Genomic DNA, 19,556 nt, shown 5'->3' with positions numbered 1-19,556 from the left:
GTAGTTTTATCGCCTGTTTTGGGGAGCTACCCCCCTGAGCGTAGCTTTTAAACCAATTGATCTGTGAACAAAAACTACTACATTATCGATTTCGACAGCACTTTCACGCAGGTCGAAGCATTGGATGAACTGGCGCGCATTTCATTACAGGAACACCCGGAACGGGAAGCTATCTACAAGAAAATTGAAGAGCTGACCAACCTGGCTATGGAAGGGAAACTGTCGTTCAGAGAAAGCCTTTCCGCCAGGGTAAAGCTCCTGGAAGCCAGCAAAGAGCACCTTGGGTTACTGATCAAGCACCTGAAAAAGCAGGTGTCTGTTTCTTTTTCGAGAAATAAGAAGTTTTTCAAACACCATGCGGACGATGTGTTGATTGTATCAGGTGGGTTCAAAGAGTTCATTACCCCTGTGGTATTGCCTTATCACATCAAGAAAGAGAATATATACGCTAATACTTTTGTGTTCGATGCTGATGGTAAAATAATCGGTTTTGACGAAGCCAACCCTCTTTCTGATGAAGGTGGTAAGGTAAAGCTGCTGAAGGATATGCAGTTATCCGGCGATATCTATGGTATCGGGGATGGGCATTCTGACTTCCAGCTGAAAGAGTTTGGCATGATTAAGAAGTTCTATGCTTTTACAGAGAATATCAAGCGTAAGGCGGTGGCTGAAAAAGCAGATCACGTAACGCCGAGCTTTGATGAATTCCTGTATGTGAATAACCTGCCGAGTGCATTGTCTTATCCTAAGAACAGGATTACCTGTGTGGTATTGGGAGAGGTAGATAGTGAAGCTGTACAATACCTGAAGAAAGATGGGTTTGCTATTGAGACTTCCCCGGAGGCGATCGCTGATGCAGGGATATTGCTGATCGCAGCAGGTATAAAAGTAGACCAGGCATTGCTGGAGCAATCACCTAAGCTGAAAGTAATCGGTTATCTGGGCGATGGTAGTGCCCTGATCGACTATGATGCATGTACCACCCGTGGTATCGTGGTATTCGATCACCTGAAGAAGCCATTGTCAGTCGCAAAGCGGGTGGCTAAGTTCATCAACAATGGCGATACCTTCAAGAGCAGTAACTTCCCTCATTTACAATTACCGGCGGTAGAAAATGCGCATCGTTTGATTGGTATCCATCACAATGTACCGGGCATGATCGCGAAGGTGAACCAGGTATTTGCAGAAAGAGGGATTAATATTATCAGTCAGTTCCTGATGACAAACAATCAAATTGGATATGTGATCACGGATGTAACTGCGGAATATGATAAGCAGGTACTGAAAGGATTGAAGGAAATCGAGGGTACGATAAAGTTCCGATATTTATATTAATCAAAGGGATCTTTTGGTTTTTTAAGTGTTTGAATAGAGCAAGTGGGGACAGCATAAATTAGTGAGTAGCTTAAAACGGTGATTGATATGGGTAAGGATGGGCTGGTAGGTGGAAATCATAGGATGGTAGCGCCAGATGTGTTGGGTCGGTCCTGAGAATTTTATGCAAAGAGCCTGTTTTCAGCAGGTGGCCCGGAAAAGGAGACTGAGAATATTATAAAACGGTTCCTGTTTTCAGCAGGTACCGCGGAAAAGGAGATTGAGAATATTATAAAACGGTTCCTGTTTTCAGCAGGTGTCCCGAAAAAGGAGATTGAGAATTTTATGCAAAGAGCCTGTTTTCAGCAGGTGCCCCGGAAAAGGAGATTGAGAATATTATAAAACGGTCCCTGTTTTCACCAGGTACCCCGAAAAAAGGAGACGGTATCCATCCTGAGATACGTCTCCTTTTTTGCTTTAAATATAGTACTGTTGGCCCTCCCGCACGACTACTGTGCAAACCCTTAATAACCATGAAAACAAAACAAATGATGAGGGCGGGCGTACTATCCTGCCTGCTCATTATCGCTTCCTTCTTATCCCAGGCACAGTTTAGAGTGATAGGCTATATGCCTTCCTGGTCAGGAGATGTGAACGCTGTTCAATACAGCAAACTCACTCACATCAACTACGCGTTCCTTTTACCAACAGCTACAGGTGGATTGCAGGCACTTGATGGGGCATCGAAATTACAAAGCCTTGTATCACTGGCGCATGCCAATGGGGTGAAGGTGCTGATTTCTGTCGGTGGATGGAACAACGGTGATGACAGTGGTTTTGAAAGCCTGGCAGGCAACAGCAATTACCGGTCTGCATTCGTGACGAACATGATGAATTTCGTGAGCCAGTATAACCTGGATGGTGTGGACATAGACTGGGAGTACCCGGATGCCGGTGCCTCTGCCAATAACTATGTTTCTCTCATGACGGCCCTCGCCACTGCCCTGCATGCACAAGGGAAATTATTAACAGCCGCTGTAGTAGGTACTGGCGGTGATGGTGTGCTGAGCAGCGTTTTCTCCCAGGTAGATTTTCTGAACCTGATGGCGTATGACTACAATAATTATGATCACTCTACCTATACCTATGCTTCTCAATCTATCGCTTACTGGAAAGGCAAAGGACTGCCAGCTTCCAAGTGCGTGCTGGGGGTGCCTTTTTATGGTCGTCCTTCCTGGGAAAGTTATGCAGCACTGATTGCCAGAGGAGCCAGCCCGTATGCTGACACATATGCCGGTGTTGGCTATAATGGTATTACTACCATGAAGAGCAAAGTTGACCTGGCTTACGACCAGGGTAGCGGTATCATGATCTGGGAACTATCACAGGATGCTACGGGCACCTATTCCCTGCTGTCCGCCATTCATGATGAAGTAGTGGTGAAAAGCGGTGGTAATGGTAACCAGCCTCCTACTGTGAGCATTTCCTCTCCTGCTAACAATGCTACTTTCACCGCCGGCGCCACTGTAACCATTACGGCTACTGCTGCAGATGCAGACGGCAGTGTAACGAAAGTGGAATTCTACAATGGTGCTACCTTATTAGGTACTGCAACCGCTGCTCCCTATACCTATAGCTGGACTAATGTTGCAGCAGGTACTTATAACCTGACCGCAAAAGCGACAGACAACAAAGGCGCGACCAAGACAAGCGGAACGGTAACCATCGTAGTAGGCGGCGGTACGAATACCGGCAATTGTGCCGGGGTCGCGACATGGACTGCTGCTGGTATTTATCTCAATGGTGCACAGGTCGTGTATAATAATAAGCTGTATACTGCTAAATGGTGGACACAGAATGAACAACCTGATACACATACCGGTGATGGGCAGGTATGGGCATATGTGAGTGATTGTGGTACTTCTTCCGGTGGTAACAAAGCACCGACCGTCAGCATCTCTTCTCCGGCAGGAGGTGCTGCTTACACAGCTCCTGCTACTGTCAATATCACGGCGACCGCCGCAGATGCTGATGGTAGTATTGCGAAGGTAGAATTCTACAATGGTGCTACCTTATTAGGTACAGCTACTACCTCCCCTTATACTTATAGCTGGACGGGTGTAGCAGCGGGCACTTATGCACTGACTGCAAAAGCCACTGATAATGGTGGCGCATCTGCTACCAGTGGTGCCGTGAGCATTACGGTTTCAGGGTCATCTAACAATGGGGGCAATTGTGCGGGAGTGGCTACTTATCAGCCTTATCCATCTGTGTATAATACAGGTGATAAGGTAGTATATAATGGTATGCTGTATGTGTCGCTGGCAAATGGACTGTACAACGTGACGCCAGGTACGGCTGATTATTGGTGGCAGCCACTGGGTGCCTGCAGCAGCAGTGCAAGAGTCGCGAATACGGCCTATGTTGCAAATGATTCAGTGCCGGTAACTGTATATCCTAATCCTGTGACAGGTAGTACATTGCAGGTGAAAGTGGGGGCGAAAGCCGGTGAACAACTGGTGTTGGAATTATGGAGTGTGGATGGTAACGGACCGGTAGCGAGAAAAGTGTATACAGCAGGTGCGAAAGGTGCACAGATGATCAGTGTAGATATTAGTAAAGTGCCGGTAGGTACGTGGATTGTGAAGATTTCGAATAGTGTGGGTACGCGAAAGGAAAGTGTGAAGCTGGTACGTATGTAATCTTAATAGATAAGAATAACAAGAGGATGGCTCATAAATAGGGCTGAGAATCACTTAAACGGATACCCGGCTCCATCAGGGATACGAATAAAAAGAGGCTGTATCGTACTTATGATGCAGCCTCTTTTGCTTTTATGAATAGTGTGCGTCTGTTATTGTTTCTATTGCTTATGAAACAGCTTATCGTTTTTTTTCTACCAGTATCACCGTCAAAATTCCTAATGTATATGCCAACATATCACTCCATGCAAAACTTGTCCCGATAATAATCCTGGCTGCCCTGTTGTGTTGCAGCCCCAGCAGGTTCACGAGCTGAAAGTATTGTCCGATCTCAATCAGGTAAGAAAAGATCAACACGCCTGCAGCCACGTGTTTTACAGGGGCCTGATAGACACTTCTTACTACGCAATAAATGAAAATAACGACCAGGTAATCACCTACATAAGGGCGAATAAAGGCATCGTGTACATATAGGGCTATTAAAACCTCCACAATAAAGAGGGCCAGGGCCAGCAAAAAATACTTTAGACTAAACTTTAACATGATAGCTAAGATAGGAATATAATTGAGGTCATGCATCAATGCTCACGGGATAGCTTACTCTAACTTTTCGTAACTTTAATAAAAACATAGGAAATATGAGAGCATTCTTAGGTATGGGCCTTTTAGGATCAAATTTCACGAAGGCTTTAATTAACAAGGGCGAGCAGGTACAGGTATGGAACAGAACGACGTCAAGAGCAACCGCGCTGGAAGCTTTTGGCGCAAAGGCTTTTACCAACGTGGCAGATGCTGTGAAGGGTGCAGATTATGTACATATAGTCGTGAAGGATGATGCTGCTGTGAATGAGGTACTGGCAGCAGCGGCACCTGGGTTCAAACCGGGCGCTGTGATCATAGACCATACTACTACTACGGTAGAAGGTGCGAAGGAACGTACGAAAGAATGGAAAGAGAAAGGGTTTACGTATCAGCATGCACCTGTATTTATGGGACCAGGCAATGCGCTGGATAGTACCGGGTATATGCTGGTGTCAGGTGACCAGGCAGTGATTGGCAAACTGGAGCCGGTGTTGGCACCTATGACAGGTAAGCTGGTGAACTTTGGAGAAGAAACGGGAAAGGCGGCTGCCATGAAACTGGTAGGTAACTCATTTTTAATATGCTTAACGGCGGGCTTAACGGATATGTTGGCTGTGGGGAAAGCACTGGGTGTAAACGGCGATGATATCCTGACATTACTGGCTGACTGGAATCCGGGTATGGGCGTTACTTCCCGGCTGAAGCGGATTTTGTCTGCTCCTTATGATGACCCTTCCTGGGAGTTGAATATGGCAAGGAAAGATGCGGGGATTTTTATAGATAGCGCCGCTAAAGCTGGTACAGACCTCCATGTAATACCGGTCGTGGCATCGGTGATGGATGAGTGGATAGCGAAAGGGTTTGGGAATAAAGATTGGACGGTGATTAGTAAAGATGCTTTATAGTGTAGAGAAGAGGGTGGCTCATAGGTAAAAATAGGGGCTGAAAATCACTTAAACGGATACCCGATTCCATCAGTGATACGAATAAAAAGAAGCTGTATCGTGCTTATGATACAGCTTCTTTTTATTTTGTGTATTGTTCGTAATTATAGTTTTATCAGTGATTGAAATTTATACAAGTCCCCCGGTTTCCTTTATGATAGCAGGGCTTGTTAATCGTCTCCAGAGGTAATATTGAATGATCACTTATCAGTGATTCACCGGATAAGGTCCTTCAGTGAAGGATTCTGAATGATACCCTTTCTTCCCGATTATATCTGCCAGTTTACTTTTGATAGATTGCCCCATTTTTAGTTGCTGCAATAGGGAGCCAAAGTCGTGTTGTGGCTGCCAGTGTAATTCTCTGCGTGCTTTTTCATTGACATATACCCGGTCCAGGTGTGGGAGGAATTGCCAGTTGTGCTGCGCAAAGATGCCTGCAGCTTCGGGATAGAGTTGTTTGATCACATCGGGGGCATGATCTCTTAGTAATGGAAGATCAGCCTGTGTAAAGGGAGTGGTCGCGCTGATAATATATTTACCAAAACCAATCTCCTGTGCGTGGTGCATGGCTGCGATATGTGCAGTCACCACATCTTCTACATCTACACGCCGATACAGGTATTCCAGCATTTTAAGATTATCATCTGCAAATGCATCACGCATGCCTTTATTATCATCTGATTCTGGGAAGAAGCGGGAGGTGCGCAGGATAAGTACAGGTAGTTGCTGATTGCGGTAAAAGAGCTGGCACAGATCTTCTGCGGCAGTCTTTGTAACGCCATAGATGTTCTTGGGTTGCGGCATCACATCTTCCGTGATCCAGGCGGCTGGTTGGCCGGGAGGTGGAATAAGGGCATCGCCAAATACGCTGGTAGTACTGGTAAAGATGAAAGCTTTTACATGATTGGCGGTTGCAGCTTCCAGTAATTGTAGGGTACCTGTGATGTTGGTGTCAATAAATTCCTGGCGGGAATGTGTACCTACATGAGGTTTGTGCAGGGTGGCCGTGTGGAGTACAATATCTACACCTTTCATGCATTCCTGCACAAAGGTTGGATTGGAGATAGTGCCGGTATGCGTAGTAAATGAAGACGGTTGTATGTCAATGGCTACGATGTCGTGCCCCTGTGGGGAGAGGGTTCTGACGAGTGCTTCGCCAAGATGTCCGGTGCTGCCAGTGATGAGTATTTTCATATAATCAATTGAGAATGTAAATTTACCTCAGGGAAAAAAGAATCCCGGGACATTTGTCTTAAGTTACAATATGATTCAAACAAACCTTGACTTATTACAATTAATCAACAGCATGCTGCCAGCGGCGGGTGGAGCTATCACATCGCGGCAGTTCGAGGCCGGGCAGCGGTTTATATACCAGGACCAGGAGATCCTGCAGGTATATATTATACGGTCCGGCGTGGCGAAGCCGCTGATAACGGAAGAGAATGGCAAGGAATATATACTTGAGTTCCTGGGAGAAGGAGAGATGTTGGGTGAGGTAGAGGCGATACGGGGTACCCGTACGGTGTGTGGTGTAGAGGCAGTAACGCCCGTGAGTTTGTATGCGATGGGGGTCGGGCAGTTCCATTATTTTTTGCAGACAGTGCCGGGTTTTAATACGTTAGTGATGCGGTTGCTGGCGACCCGGGTAGCGAATTCTTCCGTGAAGATGGCGAGGCTGCAATTATATACGATGGCGGAATTGCTGCCCAGATTGCAGGAGATGCTGGCTGCCCAGCAGATTGAGTTTACAAAGCAGGACCTGGCGGGGTACATGGGAATCAGTGTGAGAAGTTTGAACAGGTTGCTGAAAGGAGATGGATGAGTTGCCAGGTGATAGATGAGTTGTCAGGTGATAGATGATCCAGCTAACGGCCATACATGAGCTGTTGTAAAATGACCCTTATAACAAAGTGATTTGAGCTGTAGAACAAAACAGCGTGACCCCTTCCCGTCCTACCTTTGATCTATCAAAATATCAATTATGAAAACGATAGATAAGATTTATATCAACGGGGCGTTTGTTACCCCACATGGACAGGAAATGTTTCAGTTGATTAACCCGGCAACAAATAAAGTGATTGGCCAGGTAAGACTGGGAGACGAGGTAGATACTCAGTTGGCCATTGCGAGTGCGAAGGAAGCGTTTAAAACCTTTTCCGTTTCTACCAAAGAGACGAGGATGAATTATCTCCGGCAGTTATACGATGCTTTGAAGCGACGGGTGGATGACCTCACGGCGGCTTCTATAGAGGAATATGGTGCACCGGTATCCCGTGCAAAGGCAAGTACGGAGATGGCGTTGGATGCTTTTTTGCATGCGCAGGAGGTGTTGACAGACTTTGAATTTGAGCGCAAATTGGGCCGTTCGGAGGTAAGGATGGAGCCATTGGGTGTGGTTGCGATTATTACACCGTGGAATGCGAATGCGAACTTCATTTGCGGCAAACTGGCTACTGCGATATCTGCTGGTTGTACGGCGGTGATAAAGCCAAGTGAAATGAGTGCGTTGCAGACAGCGATCGTCATGGAAGCATTTCATGAGGCGGGGCTGCCTGCGGGAATTTTCAACATCGTCAATGGATTGGGAAATGTAGTGGGGGCTGAGTTGACCCGTCATCCGGATGTAGCGAAGATCTCTTTCACCGGTTCTACAGCGGTAGGTAAGACGATTGCCAGAGGTGCGGTAGATACCATGAAGAGAGTGACGCTGGAGCTGGGTGGGAAGTCGCCGAATATCATCCTGGATGATGCTGATTTTTCGAAGGCGATACCGATGGCCGTCATGGGTGGCTTTATGAATAATGGACAGGCCTGTATAGCAGGTACAAGATTGCTGGTGCCTGCAGAGCGGTTGGATGAGGCGAAGGCTTTGCTGAAAGAAGCGGTAGCGAATGTAAAGGTGGGTGATCCAGCGGATGCCACTACAGAGATTGGGCCCATGGTGAGTGTGAAGCAATATGAGCGTGTACAGTCTTATATCCTGTCAGGTATTGAGCAGGGGGCAGAAGTATTGGCAGGTGGTCCCGGACATCCGGAAGGACTGGAAGGTGGTAACTTTGTGAAGCCGACTATCTTTACGAATGTGACACCTGATATGAAGATAGCCCGTGAGGAGATTTTCGGGCCGGTGATTGCTGTATTGACCTATCGTACAGAGGAAGAGGCGATCGCGATGGCTAATGATACAACTTATGGATTGGCGGCGTATGTGAGCAGTACGAATGAAGAGCGGGCGCGGAAGGTAGCAGCGCAGATAGTAGCAGGTAGAGTGATGGTGAATAGTTTGCAGCATGATCCGCTGGCACCGTTTGGTGGATTTAAACAGTCCGGTATAGGGAGAGAATATGGTATCTTTGGATTGGAAGAGTATGTGGAGCCGAAGACAATTATCAGGGATTAGGTGCTATCATATTAATTGCAACTTATGCTGGAAAAAGAAAGAATACTGGTGTCTTGTTACCATCATGTGAGCAGGGAGGGTGAGAATTTCATCGGCGAGCATTCCCTGGGATATGTGATTGCCGGTACGCAGGAGGTATTTTTAGATGGTAAGCATTATGTGTTTAAGGAAGGAGATGTCAGGTTCTTTGCCAGGAACCAGTTAGCCAAGTTTGTGAAGATCCCGCCTGCGGGGGGCGGTGACTTTAAGACGGTCGGTATTCGGATAGACCAGGAGTTGCTGCATAGTTTGAGCCAGGAAACCGGGTTGAAGGCGGAGGGCCCTTTCAAGGGAGAGAAGAATTTTCATTTACCGGAGCACGTGTTATTGACACATTACAGAGATTCATTGCAGCCATATATAGATGGGCAAGGTGCGCATCACCCGATGCTAACGTTAATGAAGGTGAAGGAAGCGGCGATGTTGTTATTGCAGTTAAAACCTGAATTGAAGAACCTGTTATTTGATTTCAGTGCACCGGGTAAGATTGACCTGGAGGCATATATGAATGAGCATTATAAGTTCAATGTGGATATCAACAGGTTTGCTTATTTGACAGGGAGGAGTCTGGCGACATTCAAGCGGGATTTTGAGAAAGTGTTTCATACAACTCCGGGAAAGTGGCTGCAGCAGAAAAGGTTGGAAGATGCTTATTATCTGATTAAGGAGAAAGGTTGGAAGTCGACGGATGTATACCTGGAAGTAGGATTTAAGGATCTGTCGCATTTTTCGTTCCTGTTCAAGAAGGTGTATGGGGTAGCGCCATCCAGGGTGAGGGCGTGATGGTTGAGATTATATTCTTAAAAAGTCCTCTGTTGAAGAGGACTTTTTTATTTTTACGTTATGGAAAAACAAAACTATCAGAACCACATCCGGTATTATCCGCCTCATCACTTTGTATTTTACCCGGTGATTTTAGTGGGATTAATAAGCAGTATCATCTTCGCCGTTAAGCATCCTGATTCAGTCATAGAATGGACTTTTATTGCTATCCTGTTATTGATCATCGGTTGGTTAGCCTTCATGCTCCGACAGCATTATGCCCTTACTACACAGGACAGGATCGTGCGGCTGGAAGTAAGATTCCGGTACTTTGCCATCACTGGCCAGCGGTTTGAGCTATTGGAGCGTAATCTTTCCCTCGGACAGATCCTGGCACTCCGGTTTGCATCGGATGGAGAACTGGTTGACCTGGTAAAGAGAGCCATTGCAGAGCATCTCTCCCCTGATGATATTAAGCGTTCCGTAAAGGACTGGCAGGGTGATTATATGAGAGTATAACAGCGCATTTTTTTGAAGACTTTGCATGTGATGATTCGTTGGTGGTTGATGCAGTAAACGGATATATAAGCGTATAACAAAGAATATTTGTACATTTCTCCCATGTTGGATCATTCATTCCTGCTCTATGGAGCAAATGGTTATACCGGGGAATTAATAGCCCGCTACGCCGCCGGATTCGGCCTGCGCCCTATTCTTGCTGGCAGAAATAAACAGGCATTGGAGCAACTGGGGGATGAACTCAAGCTTCCTGTCAGGGTTTTTGCATTGGATAATAAAGCCGCCATGCAGCAGGCATTACAGGAAGTAAGTGTGGTGGTAAATGCTGCCGGTCCTTACGACTTTACAGCCAGGCAATTGGTAGAAGCCTGTATTGCGGAACGCCGCCATTACCTGGATCTGAATGGAGATGCTATTATTTATGACATGATCCGCACTTACGATGATGCGGCAAAAGACAGTGGTATTATGCTGCTGCCGGGTGCTGGTTATGATGTAGTACCTACGGATTGCCTGGCTTTATGGCTGAAGCAACAAATGCCGGATGCCCGTTCATTAAAGATTGCGTTTGCAGTATTAAATAGTTCTTTGTCAAGAGGAACGGCTATCAACACGGTGCTTAAACTGGGGCTTCCGGGTTTATCCAGGATCGATGGAAAATTAGTGGAAGAACCTGTTGGCAAAAGAGGGATGTATGTACGGTTTCCCGGCATGAAAAAGAAGATCTTTACAATGAGTCTGCCATGGGGTGACCTGAGTACGGCTTATGTATCAACGGGTATTCCGAATATTGAAACCTATATCAACATCCATAAGGCTGCCTGGTTGCTGCTGAAAGGACAGGGGGCGTATAACTGGTTGCTGAAAACGAAACTGGTACGGGGTATCGCGAATCGTATTGTGAGAAGTCAGTCACCAGGCCCGGACAAAGCAACACGTGATAAGACAAATACACTGATCTGGGCACAGGTGAGCAATGCAAAGGGAGCTACCCTTACTGCGAATATGGTGGTGCCGGAAGCTTATACCCTGACAGCGATGGCAGCACTGCTAATCACGCAGAAAGTATTGAATAACGAGTATAAAGCGGGTTATCAAACACCGGCTTCTGCTTATGGCGCTGCGTTAATTATGGAAATAGAGGGGGTAAAAAGGGAGATCGTAGCTGAATAAAAACCCAATAAAATTTACTTTTAGATAACTTCTTTTTTATCTTAGGAAGATGAAAAACAAAATACTATTGTTGCTGTGCATATCCCTTAGCCAGTTAACCTTCGCCCAAAAGTCTGCATATGTTCCCAAAGACAAAGCATTGTACGATACGATTGCACATATGGATAGTGTGATGTTCAATGCATTTAACACGCATGATATCGCCGTGCTGGAAAAGGTATTTGCAACCGATGTGGAATTTTATAATGATGGTGGTGGTGTGACGGATTATGCAACTACCATGAAGAATTTCAAAGCGATGTTTGAGTGGAATAAAGCGACAGGGTTGAGGCGCGAGTTGGTAAGCGGGTCTTTGGAAGTATATCCTATGCCGGGGTTTGGGGCAATAGAGGTGGGAGAACACCGGTTTATTCACAAGGAGAATGGAAAAGAAGAGGTAGCTCAGATGAAGTTTGTGCAGGTATGGAGATGGAAGGATGGGGTGTGGCAGGCGACGAGGGTGATTAGCATCGGGCATTAGGATGAATATGTGATTGTCAGTGGCATTGTCTGCAGTAGATATTGGGGTAAAGTACAGGTGGTCAGTGAGCAGCTGTTATTAAGTTACAATTTTCAGTAACTTACGGTTGGAAGAACACTACCTACAACCATGAAACACATATCTATATTAGTACCCAGAGGTGCCGCGTCCCTGGGCTGTATTGAAGGCGCACACAAAATGTTCTTTAATGTAAATCGCTTCCTGACAGACCGGGGAGACGAGCCATTATTTACAATCCAACTGGTGGGCCTGACCCACGATGCCATGGTATACGATGGATTCTGTAAGGTAACCCCGGATCTGAGTATTGAGGATCATTTCTCTACTGACCTCATCATTATCCCTGCTGTAAATGGGGAAATGGATCATGTCATTGCCGCCAACAGTGATTTCTTTCCCTGGATCAGGGCACAATACCAGCGTGGAGCAGAAGTGGCGAGCCTTTGTGTAGGTGCTTTCCTGCTTGCAGCCACCGGGTTGGTGGATGGTAGAAGATGCAGTACACACTGGCAGGCAGAGCACCTGTTTCGCAAAATGTTTCCCAATGTGGAAATGGTATCAGACAGGGTCATTACTGATGAGCATCGAACTTATTCCAGTGGTGGTGCTAATTCTTTCTGGAACCTGCTTTTGTACCTGGTAGAAAAATATACCGACAGGGAAATGGCTATTTTCTGCTCGAAATACTTTGCCATTGAAATAGACCGGTTCAGCCAGTCACCGTTTATTATGTTCCGCGGGCAGCGGGATCACCTGGATGAGGATATCAAGCGGGCACAGGATTTCATTGAGCGAAATTTCCAGGAGCGGATTACTGTTGACCAACTTGCTTCGCTCTGTACGATGGGGAGAAGAAGTTTTGAAAGGCGGTTTAAGAAGGCGACCAGCAATACTGTTTCTGAGTATATTCAGCGTGTAAAAATTGAGGCTGCCAAGAAAGGTTTTGAAACCAGCCGGAAGAATATCAATGAGGTGATGAGTGAGGTGGGGTATATGGATAACAAGGCTTTTAGAACTGTATTTAAAAGGAAGACAGGGTTGTCACCTGTGGAGTATAGGAATAAATATAATAAAGAGGCTATTGCCGTGTAACAGGTGACGTCAAGGTGGAAGAAGTTGTAACCAGTATATATAAGATACAATTAGCTGCAATTTCAAATTAGGTAATACGAACTTGTATAATAAAAAAAGGGAGCGACCATCGCTCCCTTTTTTTGTTATTTCGTTATCACCAGTCCTTCGGCTGGCACCCATTTATCGTATTCCATCTGTTTAGCGATCTGTACCGCCGCATCATGTCCCCGTAATTTTTCGACCAGGTGCAATGCACCATCTATACCAGCGGAAATCCCTGCTGTTGTCAGGACATTTCCATCTTCAACAAAGCGTTTATTGGCCAGTACAGTGCTGTTAGGCAGCTCTTTCCGCAGGTTTTCAATGCTGTTGTGGAAGGTGGTGACTGTTTTATGATCCAGTATCCCTGCTTTTCCCAGAATAAACGCTCCTGTACATACTGACATAAAGTATTTGGTGTCTGGAATCCTGGATTGGATCCATTTAATTACCGCCGGGTCATTGGCAGCTACATCGTCATTGCCGCCGAAGGTGACAAAGATGTCCGCAGGAGGCGCATTTTCAATGCTATAGGTAGGCAGTACCTTCAGTACTCCCTGTGCACGGAGTGGGTCTGTGGTCTTGGACACGATGGAAATATTGCAACCTGCATAAGAGAATACTTCCAGGGGGCCTGCGAAATCCAGGACTTCTACGCCGTCGTACAGGTAGAAGCAGACATTCAGTTTCTTCATCTCCGCTTCTTTTTTTATCAGCTTCATGCCGCAATGCGGGCATTTGCCGGGTTGGGTAAATGTGAGCGTGTCACAAGCGGGGCCATTGCAGGGTGGGCAAACATAGGTTTGTGCGCTGGCAAAGGCTGTTAACATCGTAAAAAGCATGATTGTAATGATCCGTTTCATAATGGCGGTGTTTTATGGGGTAAAGGTAGGGGACGGAAAATAGCGGGAAAAGGACAAGAAAGGAAAGTATCAGGACATCCTGGAAGGTAATTCGCCTGTATGTTTTTTCACCATTGTCCTCAACTGCACCACACTTTTAAACCCACACTGCTGGGCTACGATCGTGACCTTATTCTTCTCTTTCAGTAAATTAACAGCTTTTTCCACCCGCAGTTTGTCGATATATTGACCAATAGTAATCCCGGTGGCGGCTTTGAACATCCGGGTCAGGTTCCGGGATCCGGTATGTACCTGTGCGGCCAGGTTTTCCAGTGAGAGTTTCTGGTCAAGGTGATGGATAATATAATCCTGTACCTGATGAATATGATTATTGATGTGCCGGCGGTATTGGAGGTAAACACTTTGTTGCGCATCATCTCCGTCCCGGCGGATATATACTACCAGTTCCGCCGCCAGTTGCCATGCAAAGGCGGGCCCGTGGCGTTCTTCAATGATAAACAGGGCAAGATCAATGCCGGTGGTGATGCCTGCGCTGGTATAAATATTCCCGCTTTTTACGAAGAGGCGGTTGGTGAAGACCTTAGTGTGGGGGTATTCTTCCTGCAGGCGTTTGGTATACTTCCAGTGAGTAGTGCAGCCATGGCCATCGAGAATGCCGGCGGCAGCCAGTGCAAAAGATCCGGTACATACAGAGCAAAGGGTTGCCCCCTTGTGTGCAATGTGGATCAGCCAGTCATGCAGTGCCTGGTTATCGGCCTGCAGTTGGAATCCGGGAATGAAGATAATATCATCGGGGTGGATGACGATATCGTTGATATGTTGCAGTTTGCCGATCATGAGACCAGATGAGCAGGCTTTTTCAGGCTGATCGGAGAGGTAGATAATTTCATAGGGGTGTCCATATTCTGCGGATTCGTAGAAGACCTGAACGGGACCGGCGAGATCGAGAATATGTGTTTGACTGGCTATGAAAAATATGACCCTGTTGTGCATCGGGGTAAAGGTAGCCGTTTTTGTCATAACTTAGAGTTATGAAAACTTTATATCCCTATTTGCTGGCGGCCATGGTGCTGATGATCGCCTGTAAAAAAACAAGATATTATTCAAGATCACAGATTGTTCCTACGATACTGACGCCGGTGGATGCAAATAAGAATATTGCGTTTTCTGCGAGTTTTACATTGGCCTGGAATGAGATGAGGCAACAGATAGGTGCGCCGGTTAATAACAAAGCGAAGGCTGTGAAGTGGATGAATGATAGTCCGGTTGCAGAGGATATATTAGGGTCAAAGGAATTTAAGAGAGATGTGAGCATTGACGGTGGCAATATAACCGTGTTAGTGAATTTTCAGAAAGAATTAGGCTTCGATGTACCCATGCAGCCGCTCAAAGAGCCATTTGAATTCAATGGTAAGGCAGTAAAGGCTTTTGGGATGGAAGAGTATGATCCGGAGCTCATTGGGCAGGCACACCTGATGTATTACAGAGATGAAGATCATTTTGTAATGAGCCTGGATTCAAAGGATAAGTCTTCAGATATTATATTGGCGAAGGGGTTTAATAAGGGAGCGCAGTTACATGTCATCCTGCAGCAAATCCAGGGGGCTATGCGGAAGGGAACGAAGATTAAAGAGTATGCTTCGTTGAAGATCCCGGTATTGAAGTTCCAGGAAGAGGAGCATTTTAAAGAGCTGGAAGGAATTGATTTTAAGGCAAAGGGAAATGCTTACCGGATAAAAACTGCCCGGCAGAAGATGTCTTTTATATTAGCACAGGAAGGGGCGAAGATCGCCGACGCTGCAGCGGATGAAGTGACCGTAGCAGCTGCTTTGGATTCAGGGGAAGTGATGCGGCCGCCCAATCTTATTTTTAATAAGCCATTTGTGGTCATGTTACAAAAGAAGAAATCAAATTTCCCTTATTTCATGTTGAAGGTCGAAAATGATGAGATTATGGATGCGAATAAAGATAACTAACCCTTATGTCAATAAATTGAAAGACACGAAGATGATGGTAATGCTGATGCAGACTAATGCGGCCAGGAATATATAATCAGCGAATGTTTCCAGTTTTTCACTCCACTGCGGGTGGGAGGAGCGCAATGACAGGAAAGAAAGCAGGCAACTTGCCATTAATAAGATGGCGGCTATTCCTGTAGTATCATCAATGATAGTGATATTATTGAAATGTGCTACTTTGATCGATGTTAATACGATCAGGCAAAACCCTAATAAATTCGTAGAGGTATTGAGTATGTGTGGTGATTTCCGATCCTTGCTCATGATGGGTAATTTACGGCAAAATTGGCGCCAATTTCCTTGTAATTAAAAATTGTTATATCTGCTGCTTTGCTGCCCTGTTAAGCGGATATCAGGAAGTACCGCTCCCTAAGTTATTGTAATGTTTTAGTTTGTGCTCACGTAGACCTTACGTGAAGTGCATTGGCCATATCATCCAGGTGTACATCAAGCTACAACGTTACCTAAGCTATATGGATTTTGTTTTCATAGATTTTATTTATAAATTTGCACTATGTTTACTCACAACACATATCGTACAGTAATAAGGGCAGTAATTGCCAGTACTTGTATCGTCTTTATTTAAGACGGGGAGGCAGCCTTGCACCCGGATATGTTGTATCATCTACACACTCCCATCAGTAACATTTATTGTTTTCAGGTAAGCCTTGTCTCCCCGGTGAGTCAATTTAATCTTAGTGTATTTATCAAATTATTTAATAGCATGATGCTCCTGACAATTAAAACATTGATCATCGTAATTACCAGGCTAGTCCGGTAACAGGGAATGCATTTGCTTATAGCAAGCGCCTCTCGTTACCAAACGGGAGGCGCTTTTTTTTATCATTTATTTTATGAAACGTTTATCTCAATATAGGAATATAGGAATCATGGCCCATGTCGATGCTGGTAAAACTACCGTCACAGAACGTATGTTGTATTACACGGGTTTGACGCATAAATTAGGTAGTGTGGACGAAGGGAATACTGTCATGGATAGTGATCCGCAGGAAGAGAAACGAGGTATCACTATTTCTTCTGCTGCCATCACTACTTACTGGAAAGATCATCAGATCAATTTAATTGATACACCGGGGCACGTTGACTTCACAGCCGAAGTAGAACGTTCGCTGCGTGTGCTGGACGGTGGTGTGGTTGTATTCTGTGCGAAGTCAGGTGTGCAACCGCAATCAGAGACGGTATGGAGACAGGCGGATAAATATAAGGTGCCGCGGATTGTGCTCATCAACAAGATGGATAGGCAGGGTGCTAACTTCCCGGGTGTTGTCCAGGAGATCAGGGAGCGGTTGCAGGCGAATGCAGTGCCCGTGCAGATCCCGATCGGTGCAGAAGATCATTTCTCGGGAGTGATTGATCTGGTTCGGATGCAGGCGTATGTGTGGAGTGGGGATGATGGTAAGCAGTTTACCGTGACTGAGATCCCTGCTGAATTGCAACAGGTAGCTTTACAGGCGAGACAGCAATTGCTGGAAGAGTTATCGCTGGTAGATGAGGCGGTCTTTGAAAAATATACCGATGATCCGGGTAGTATCACAACTGATGACTTGTATGCTGCGATCAGGAAGGCGACTTTAGGGCGCGTATTGATACCGGTGCTGGCGGCAGCAGCTTATAGAAATAAGGGGGTACAGCCTTTGCTGGATGCGGTGGTGGATTATTTGCCGTCTCCTGAGGAGATCGGACATGTGGAGCATACTGCGGGGCTTACGACTTCATTGCGTGAAAGTTCGTTAGCCGCATTAGCATTCAAGATTATGGCGGATGATTATGCCGGTCGCCTGACATTGGTGAGGGTGTATACAGGAACATTGCGTACGGGAGACATGGTGTGGAATAGTCGTACGAATAAGAAAGTGCGTATCAGCAGGTTGCTCCGGATTATGTCTGACAAGTTTGAAGCGGTTGAAGAAATTGGTGCGGGCGATATTGGTGCGGTAGTAGGTTTGAAAGAAGTACGTACGGGTGATACGTTGTCTGATCCTGCGCACCCGGTTTCCCTGGAGCGCATTGACTTCCCTGAGCCGATGATTGGTTATGCCATAGAGGCGAAACTGGCGAAGGATGCGAATCGTTTGGGTGAAGTGCTGGCAAGATTGGTAGATGAGGATCCTACGCTGCAGGTAAGTGTGGATGCGGCGTCTGGCCAAACCATCCTGAAAGGTATGGGTGAGCTGCACCTGGAGGTGGTGCTTGAAAAGATTGCGACCAGCTACCAGTTGGAAGTGAGGAAGGGACAACCGCAGATTGCTTACAAGGAGGTGTTTACATCCTCTGTTATCCACAAGGAAGTGTATAAAAAGCAGAATGGTGGTAGTGGTAGTTTTGCGGTGATACAGTTTGAGTTGGGGCCGAGAGAAGATGGATTGGCCGGACTTGAATTTGTGAATGAGATTAAGGGTGGTGCGATTCCGAGAGAATATATCCCTGCTGTGCAGAAGGGGTTTGAAGAGGCGATGAAGACAGGGGTATTATCAGGATACCCGATGCAGTCGATGAGGGTACGTTTGTTGGATGGACAGATTCATGAAAATGACTCTCATGCGTTGGATTTTGAGCATGCTGCTATCATGGGATTCAGGAATGTGGCTGCGAAGGCGAAGCCAAGGTTGTTGGAGCCGGTGATGAGTGTGGAGGTGACGACACCAGAGGAATATACCGGCTTAGTGACGGGGGATTTGAACAGAAGAAGAGGCATGATCCGGCAGCTGGAGATGAGTGGAAACACCCAGGTGATAAAGGCGGATGTGCCACTGGCGGAGTTGTTTGAGTATGTGACGACGTTAAGGACGTTGGCGGCTGGCAGGGCGGTGGCATCGATCACATTTGTGGGATATGAGCTGGCGCCGGCGCGTGTGATGGTTTGATTGCATCCTACTTTCCACCTTCTGTGATCTGGATTCCAGATACTGGAAAAGGCCGTGTAGAACAGAGGTCAGCCGAATCTTTTTGGCTGACCTCTTGTATATTGAATATGAGCGTATTATATTTGTTACCCTAGCTATCCAACTATTATTAGCATGATTGTTGTTTAAAGTCAGCCAAATCTATATGCATTCTATGAAACGGTATCTCTGTGCGCTAATTCCCTTATTGTACATACTCCCTGCCTGTCAACCGCATAAACAACCGTTGGTTCATAGAGATAGTACCGTTACTGACACGATGGTGGCTGCAGATACTGCGGAGACTTACCCTACATTGGCCCGTGCTGCATTTAATATGAATAAAGTGCCTAAGACGAATTTTGATCTTGGTGCTTTTCCTTTTATACCGGCACCGAAGGGGTATCAATATCGGAATGTGAAGGTGAAGGAGAGAGGGGAGGAATATTTTCTGGCGGATGGGAAGTTGATGCCGGTGGAGGGGAGGTCGTTTAAGGCGGAGTTAGTGAGGGAGGAGAGCAAGCCGGCGGTTTTTAGTATTTCGAGGGTAGAGCGGAGTTATGACAGGATGATTACGAGTGTGGGTGGGGTGAAGGTGAGTACGGATATTCCGACGAAGGCGGAGATGGAGAGAGTGGGGGATGCGGAGATTTATGACAAGGAGAAAGGGTTTACAGTGGGGT

18 protein-coding genes are annotated in these 19,556 nt (G+C 46.2%); 13 read left to right on the top strand and 5 right to left on the bottom strand.

Features of this window, described 5'->3' with window-relative positions:
* The first annotated feature begins 63 nt into the window (after positions 1 to 63).
* Together ABDW33_RS28715 and ABDW33_RS28710 are read left to right on the top strand one after the other, a co-directional pair.
* Positions 64 to 1,335, top strand: coding sequence for an HAD-IB family phosphatase (locus tag ABDW33_RS28715; protein ID WP_343693535.1), 1,272 nt, complete (start codon positions 64 to 66; stop codon positions 1,333 to 1,335).
* Between the two features lie 512 nt (positions 1,336 to 1,847).
* Positions 1,848 to 4,016 carry a glycosyl hydrolase family 18 protein gene (locus tag ABDW33_RS28710; RefSeq protein WP_343693534.1) on the top strand — a complete coding sequence of 723 codons (2,169 nt, stop codon included), beginning with the start codon at positions 1,848 to 1,850 and terminating at the stop codon, positions 4,014 to 4,016.
* A 180-nt stretch (positions 4,017 to 4,196) separates the two neighbouring features.
* On the opposite strand, the gene ABDW33_RS28705 is transcribed toward ABDW33_RS28710, so the two are convergent.
* Positions 4,197 to 4,559, bottom strand: coding sequence for a DUF2809 domain-containing protein (locus ABDW33_RS28705; protein WP_343693533.1), 363 nt, complete (start codon positions 4,557 to 4,559; stop codon positions 4,197 to 4,199).
* A gap of 95 nt (positions 4,560 to 4,654) precedes the next feature.
* On the opposite strand from ABDW33_RS28705, the gene ABDW33_RS28700 reads away from it, so the two are divergent.
* The gene (locus ABDW33_RS28700) at positions 4,655 to 5,503 is read left to right on the top strand and encodes an NAD(P)-dependent oxidoreductase (protein WP_343693532.1); all 849 of its coding nucleotides are present in this window, start codon (positions 4,655 to 4,657) and stop codon (positions 5,501 to 5,503) included.
* A 246-nt stretch (positions 5,504 to 5,749) separates the two neighbouring features.
* Here ABDW33_RS28700 and ABDW33_RS28695 read toward each other — a convergent pair whose 3' ends face one another.
* Complete coding sequence (locus ABDW33_RS28695; RefSeq protein WP_343693531.1) at positions 5,750 to 6,736, bottom strand: NAD(P)-dependent oxidoreductase; 987 nt, start codon at positions 6,734 to 6,736, stop codon at positions 5,750 to 5,752.
* Between the two features lie 70 nt (positions 6,737 to 6,806).
* On the opposite strand from ABDW33_RS28695, the gene ABDW33_RS28690 reads away from it, so the two are divergent.
* The 7 genes from ABDW33_RS28690 to ABDW33_RS28660 all read left to right on the top strand — a co-directional run bounded on the left by ABDW33_RS28690 (position 6,807) and on the right by ABDW33_RS28660 (position 13,068).
* On the top strand, positions 6,807 to 7,364 hold the full coding sequence (locus ABDW33_RS28690; RefSeq protein ID WP_343693530.1) for a Crp/Fnr family transcriptional regulator: 558 nt from the start codon (positions 6,807 to 6,809) through the stop codon (positions 7,362 to 7,364).
* Between the two features lie 159 nt (positions 7,365 to 7,523).
* Positions 7,524 to 8,942 carry an aldehyde dehydrogenase family protein gene (locus ABDW33_RS28685; RefSeq protein ID WP_343693529.1) on the top strand — a complete coding sequence of 473 codons (1,419 nt, stop codon included), beginning with the start codon at positions 7,524 to 7,526 and terminating at the stop codon, positions 8,940 to 8,942.
* A gap of 24 nt (positions 8,943 to 8,966) precedes the next feature.
* Complete coding sequence (locus ABDW33_RS28680) at positions 8,967 to 9,764, top strand: AraC family transcriptional regulator (RefSeq protein WP_343693528.1); 798 nt, start codon at positions 8,967 to 8,969, stop codon at positions 9,762 to 9,764.
* Positions 9,765 to 9,824: 60 nt separating this feature from the next.
* Positions 9,825 to 10,262, top strand: coding sequence for a DUF6526 family protein (locus ABDW33_RS28675; RefSeq protein WP_343693527.1), 438 nt, complete (start codon positions 9,825 to 9,827; stop codon positions 10,260 to 10,262).
* A 102-nt stretch (positions 10,263 to 10,364) separates the two neighbouring features.
* The gene (locus ABDW33_RS28670) at positions 10,365 to 11,435 is read left to right on the top strand and encodes a saccharopine dehydrogenase NADP-binding domain-containing protein (protein WP_343693526.1); all 1,071 of its coding nucleotides are present in this window, start codon (positions 10,365 to 10,367) and stop codon (positions 11,433 to 11,435) included.
* Positions 11,436 to 11,484: 49 nt separating this feature from the next.
* Positions 11,485 to 11,955, top strand: coding sequence for a nuclear transport factor 2 family protein (locus tag ABDW33_RS28665; RefSeq protein ID WP_343693525.1), 471 nt, complete (start codon positions 11,485 to 11,487; stop codon positions 11,953 to 11,955).
* A 129-nt stretch (positions 11,956 to 12,084) separates the two neighbouring features.
* Positions 12,085 to 13,068 (top strand): helix-turn-helix domain-containing protein, encoded by a 984-nt coding sequence (locus ABDW33_RS28660; protein ID WP_343693524.1) that lies wholly within the window; start codon positions 12,085 to 12,087, stop codon positions 13,066 to 13,068.
* Between the two features lie 125 nt (positions 13,069 to 13,193).
* Here the strand turns inward: ABDW33_RS28660 and ABDW33_RS28655 are convergent, their stop codons facing one another.
* Both ABDW33_RS28655 and ABDW33_RS28650 read right to left on the bottom strand, forming a co-directional pair.
* A complete protein-coding gene (locus tag ABDW33_RS28655; RefSeq protein WP_343693523.1) occupies positions 13,194 to 13,952 on the bottom strand; it encodes a DJ-1/PfpI family protein in 759 nt (252 codons plus the stop codon).
* Between the two features lie 69 nt (positions 13,953 to 14,021).
* Positions 14,022 to 14,972: a DJ-1/PfpI family protein gene (locus ABDW33_RS28650; RefSeq protein ID WP_343693522.1), complete on the bottom strand. Its 951-nt coding sequence runs from the start codon at positions 14,970 to 14,972 to the stop codon at positions 14,022 to 14,024.
* 11 nt (positions 14,973 to 14,983) lie between these two features.
* On the opposite strand from ABDW33_RS28650, the gene ABDW33_RS28645 reads away from it, so the two are divergent.
* Complete coding sequence (locus ABDW33_RS28645; RefSeq protein ID WP_343693521.1) at positions 14,984 to 15,928, top strand: hypothetical protein; 945 nt, start codon at positions 14,984 to 14,986, stop codon at positions 15,926 to 15,928.
* Between the two features lie 3 nt (positions 15,929 to 15,931).
* On the opposite strand, the gene ABDW33_RS28640 is transcribed toward ABDW33_RS28645, so the two are convergent.
* The gene (locus ABDW33_RS28640) at positions 15,932 to 16,234 is read right to left on the bottom strand and encodes a hypothetical protein (RefSeq protein ID WP_343693520.1); all 303 of its coding nucleotides are present in this window, start codon (positions 16,232 to 16,234) and stop codon (positions 15,932 to 15,934) included.
* 590 nt (positions 16,235 to 16,824) lie between these two features.
* On the opposite strand from ABDW33_RS28640, the gene fusA reads away from it, so the two are divergent.
* Positions 16,825 to 18,855, top strand: coding sequence for an elongation factor G (gene fusA, locus ABDW33_RS28635; protein ID WP_343693519.1), 2,031 nt, complete (start codon positions 16,825 to 16,827; stop codon positions 18,853 to 18,855).
* 193 nt (positions 18,856 to 19,048) lie between these two features.
* On the top strand, positions 19,049 to 19,556 hold a 508-nt coding region (locus ABDW33_RS28630; RefSeq protein WP_343693518.1), incomplete at its 3' end, for a hypothetical protein.

This window comes from Chitinophaga sp. (assembly GCF_039596155.1).
GTDB lineage: Bacteria > Bacteroidota > Bacteroidia > Chitinophagales > Chitinophagaceae > Chitinophaga.
Note: the sequence above shows the minus strand (reverse complement) of the source record. Positions and strands in the feature narration are given on the sequence as shown.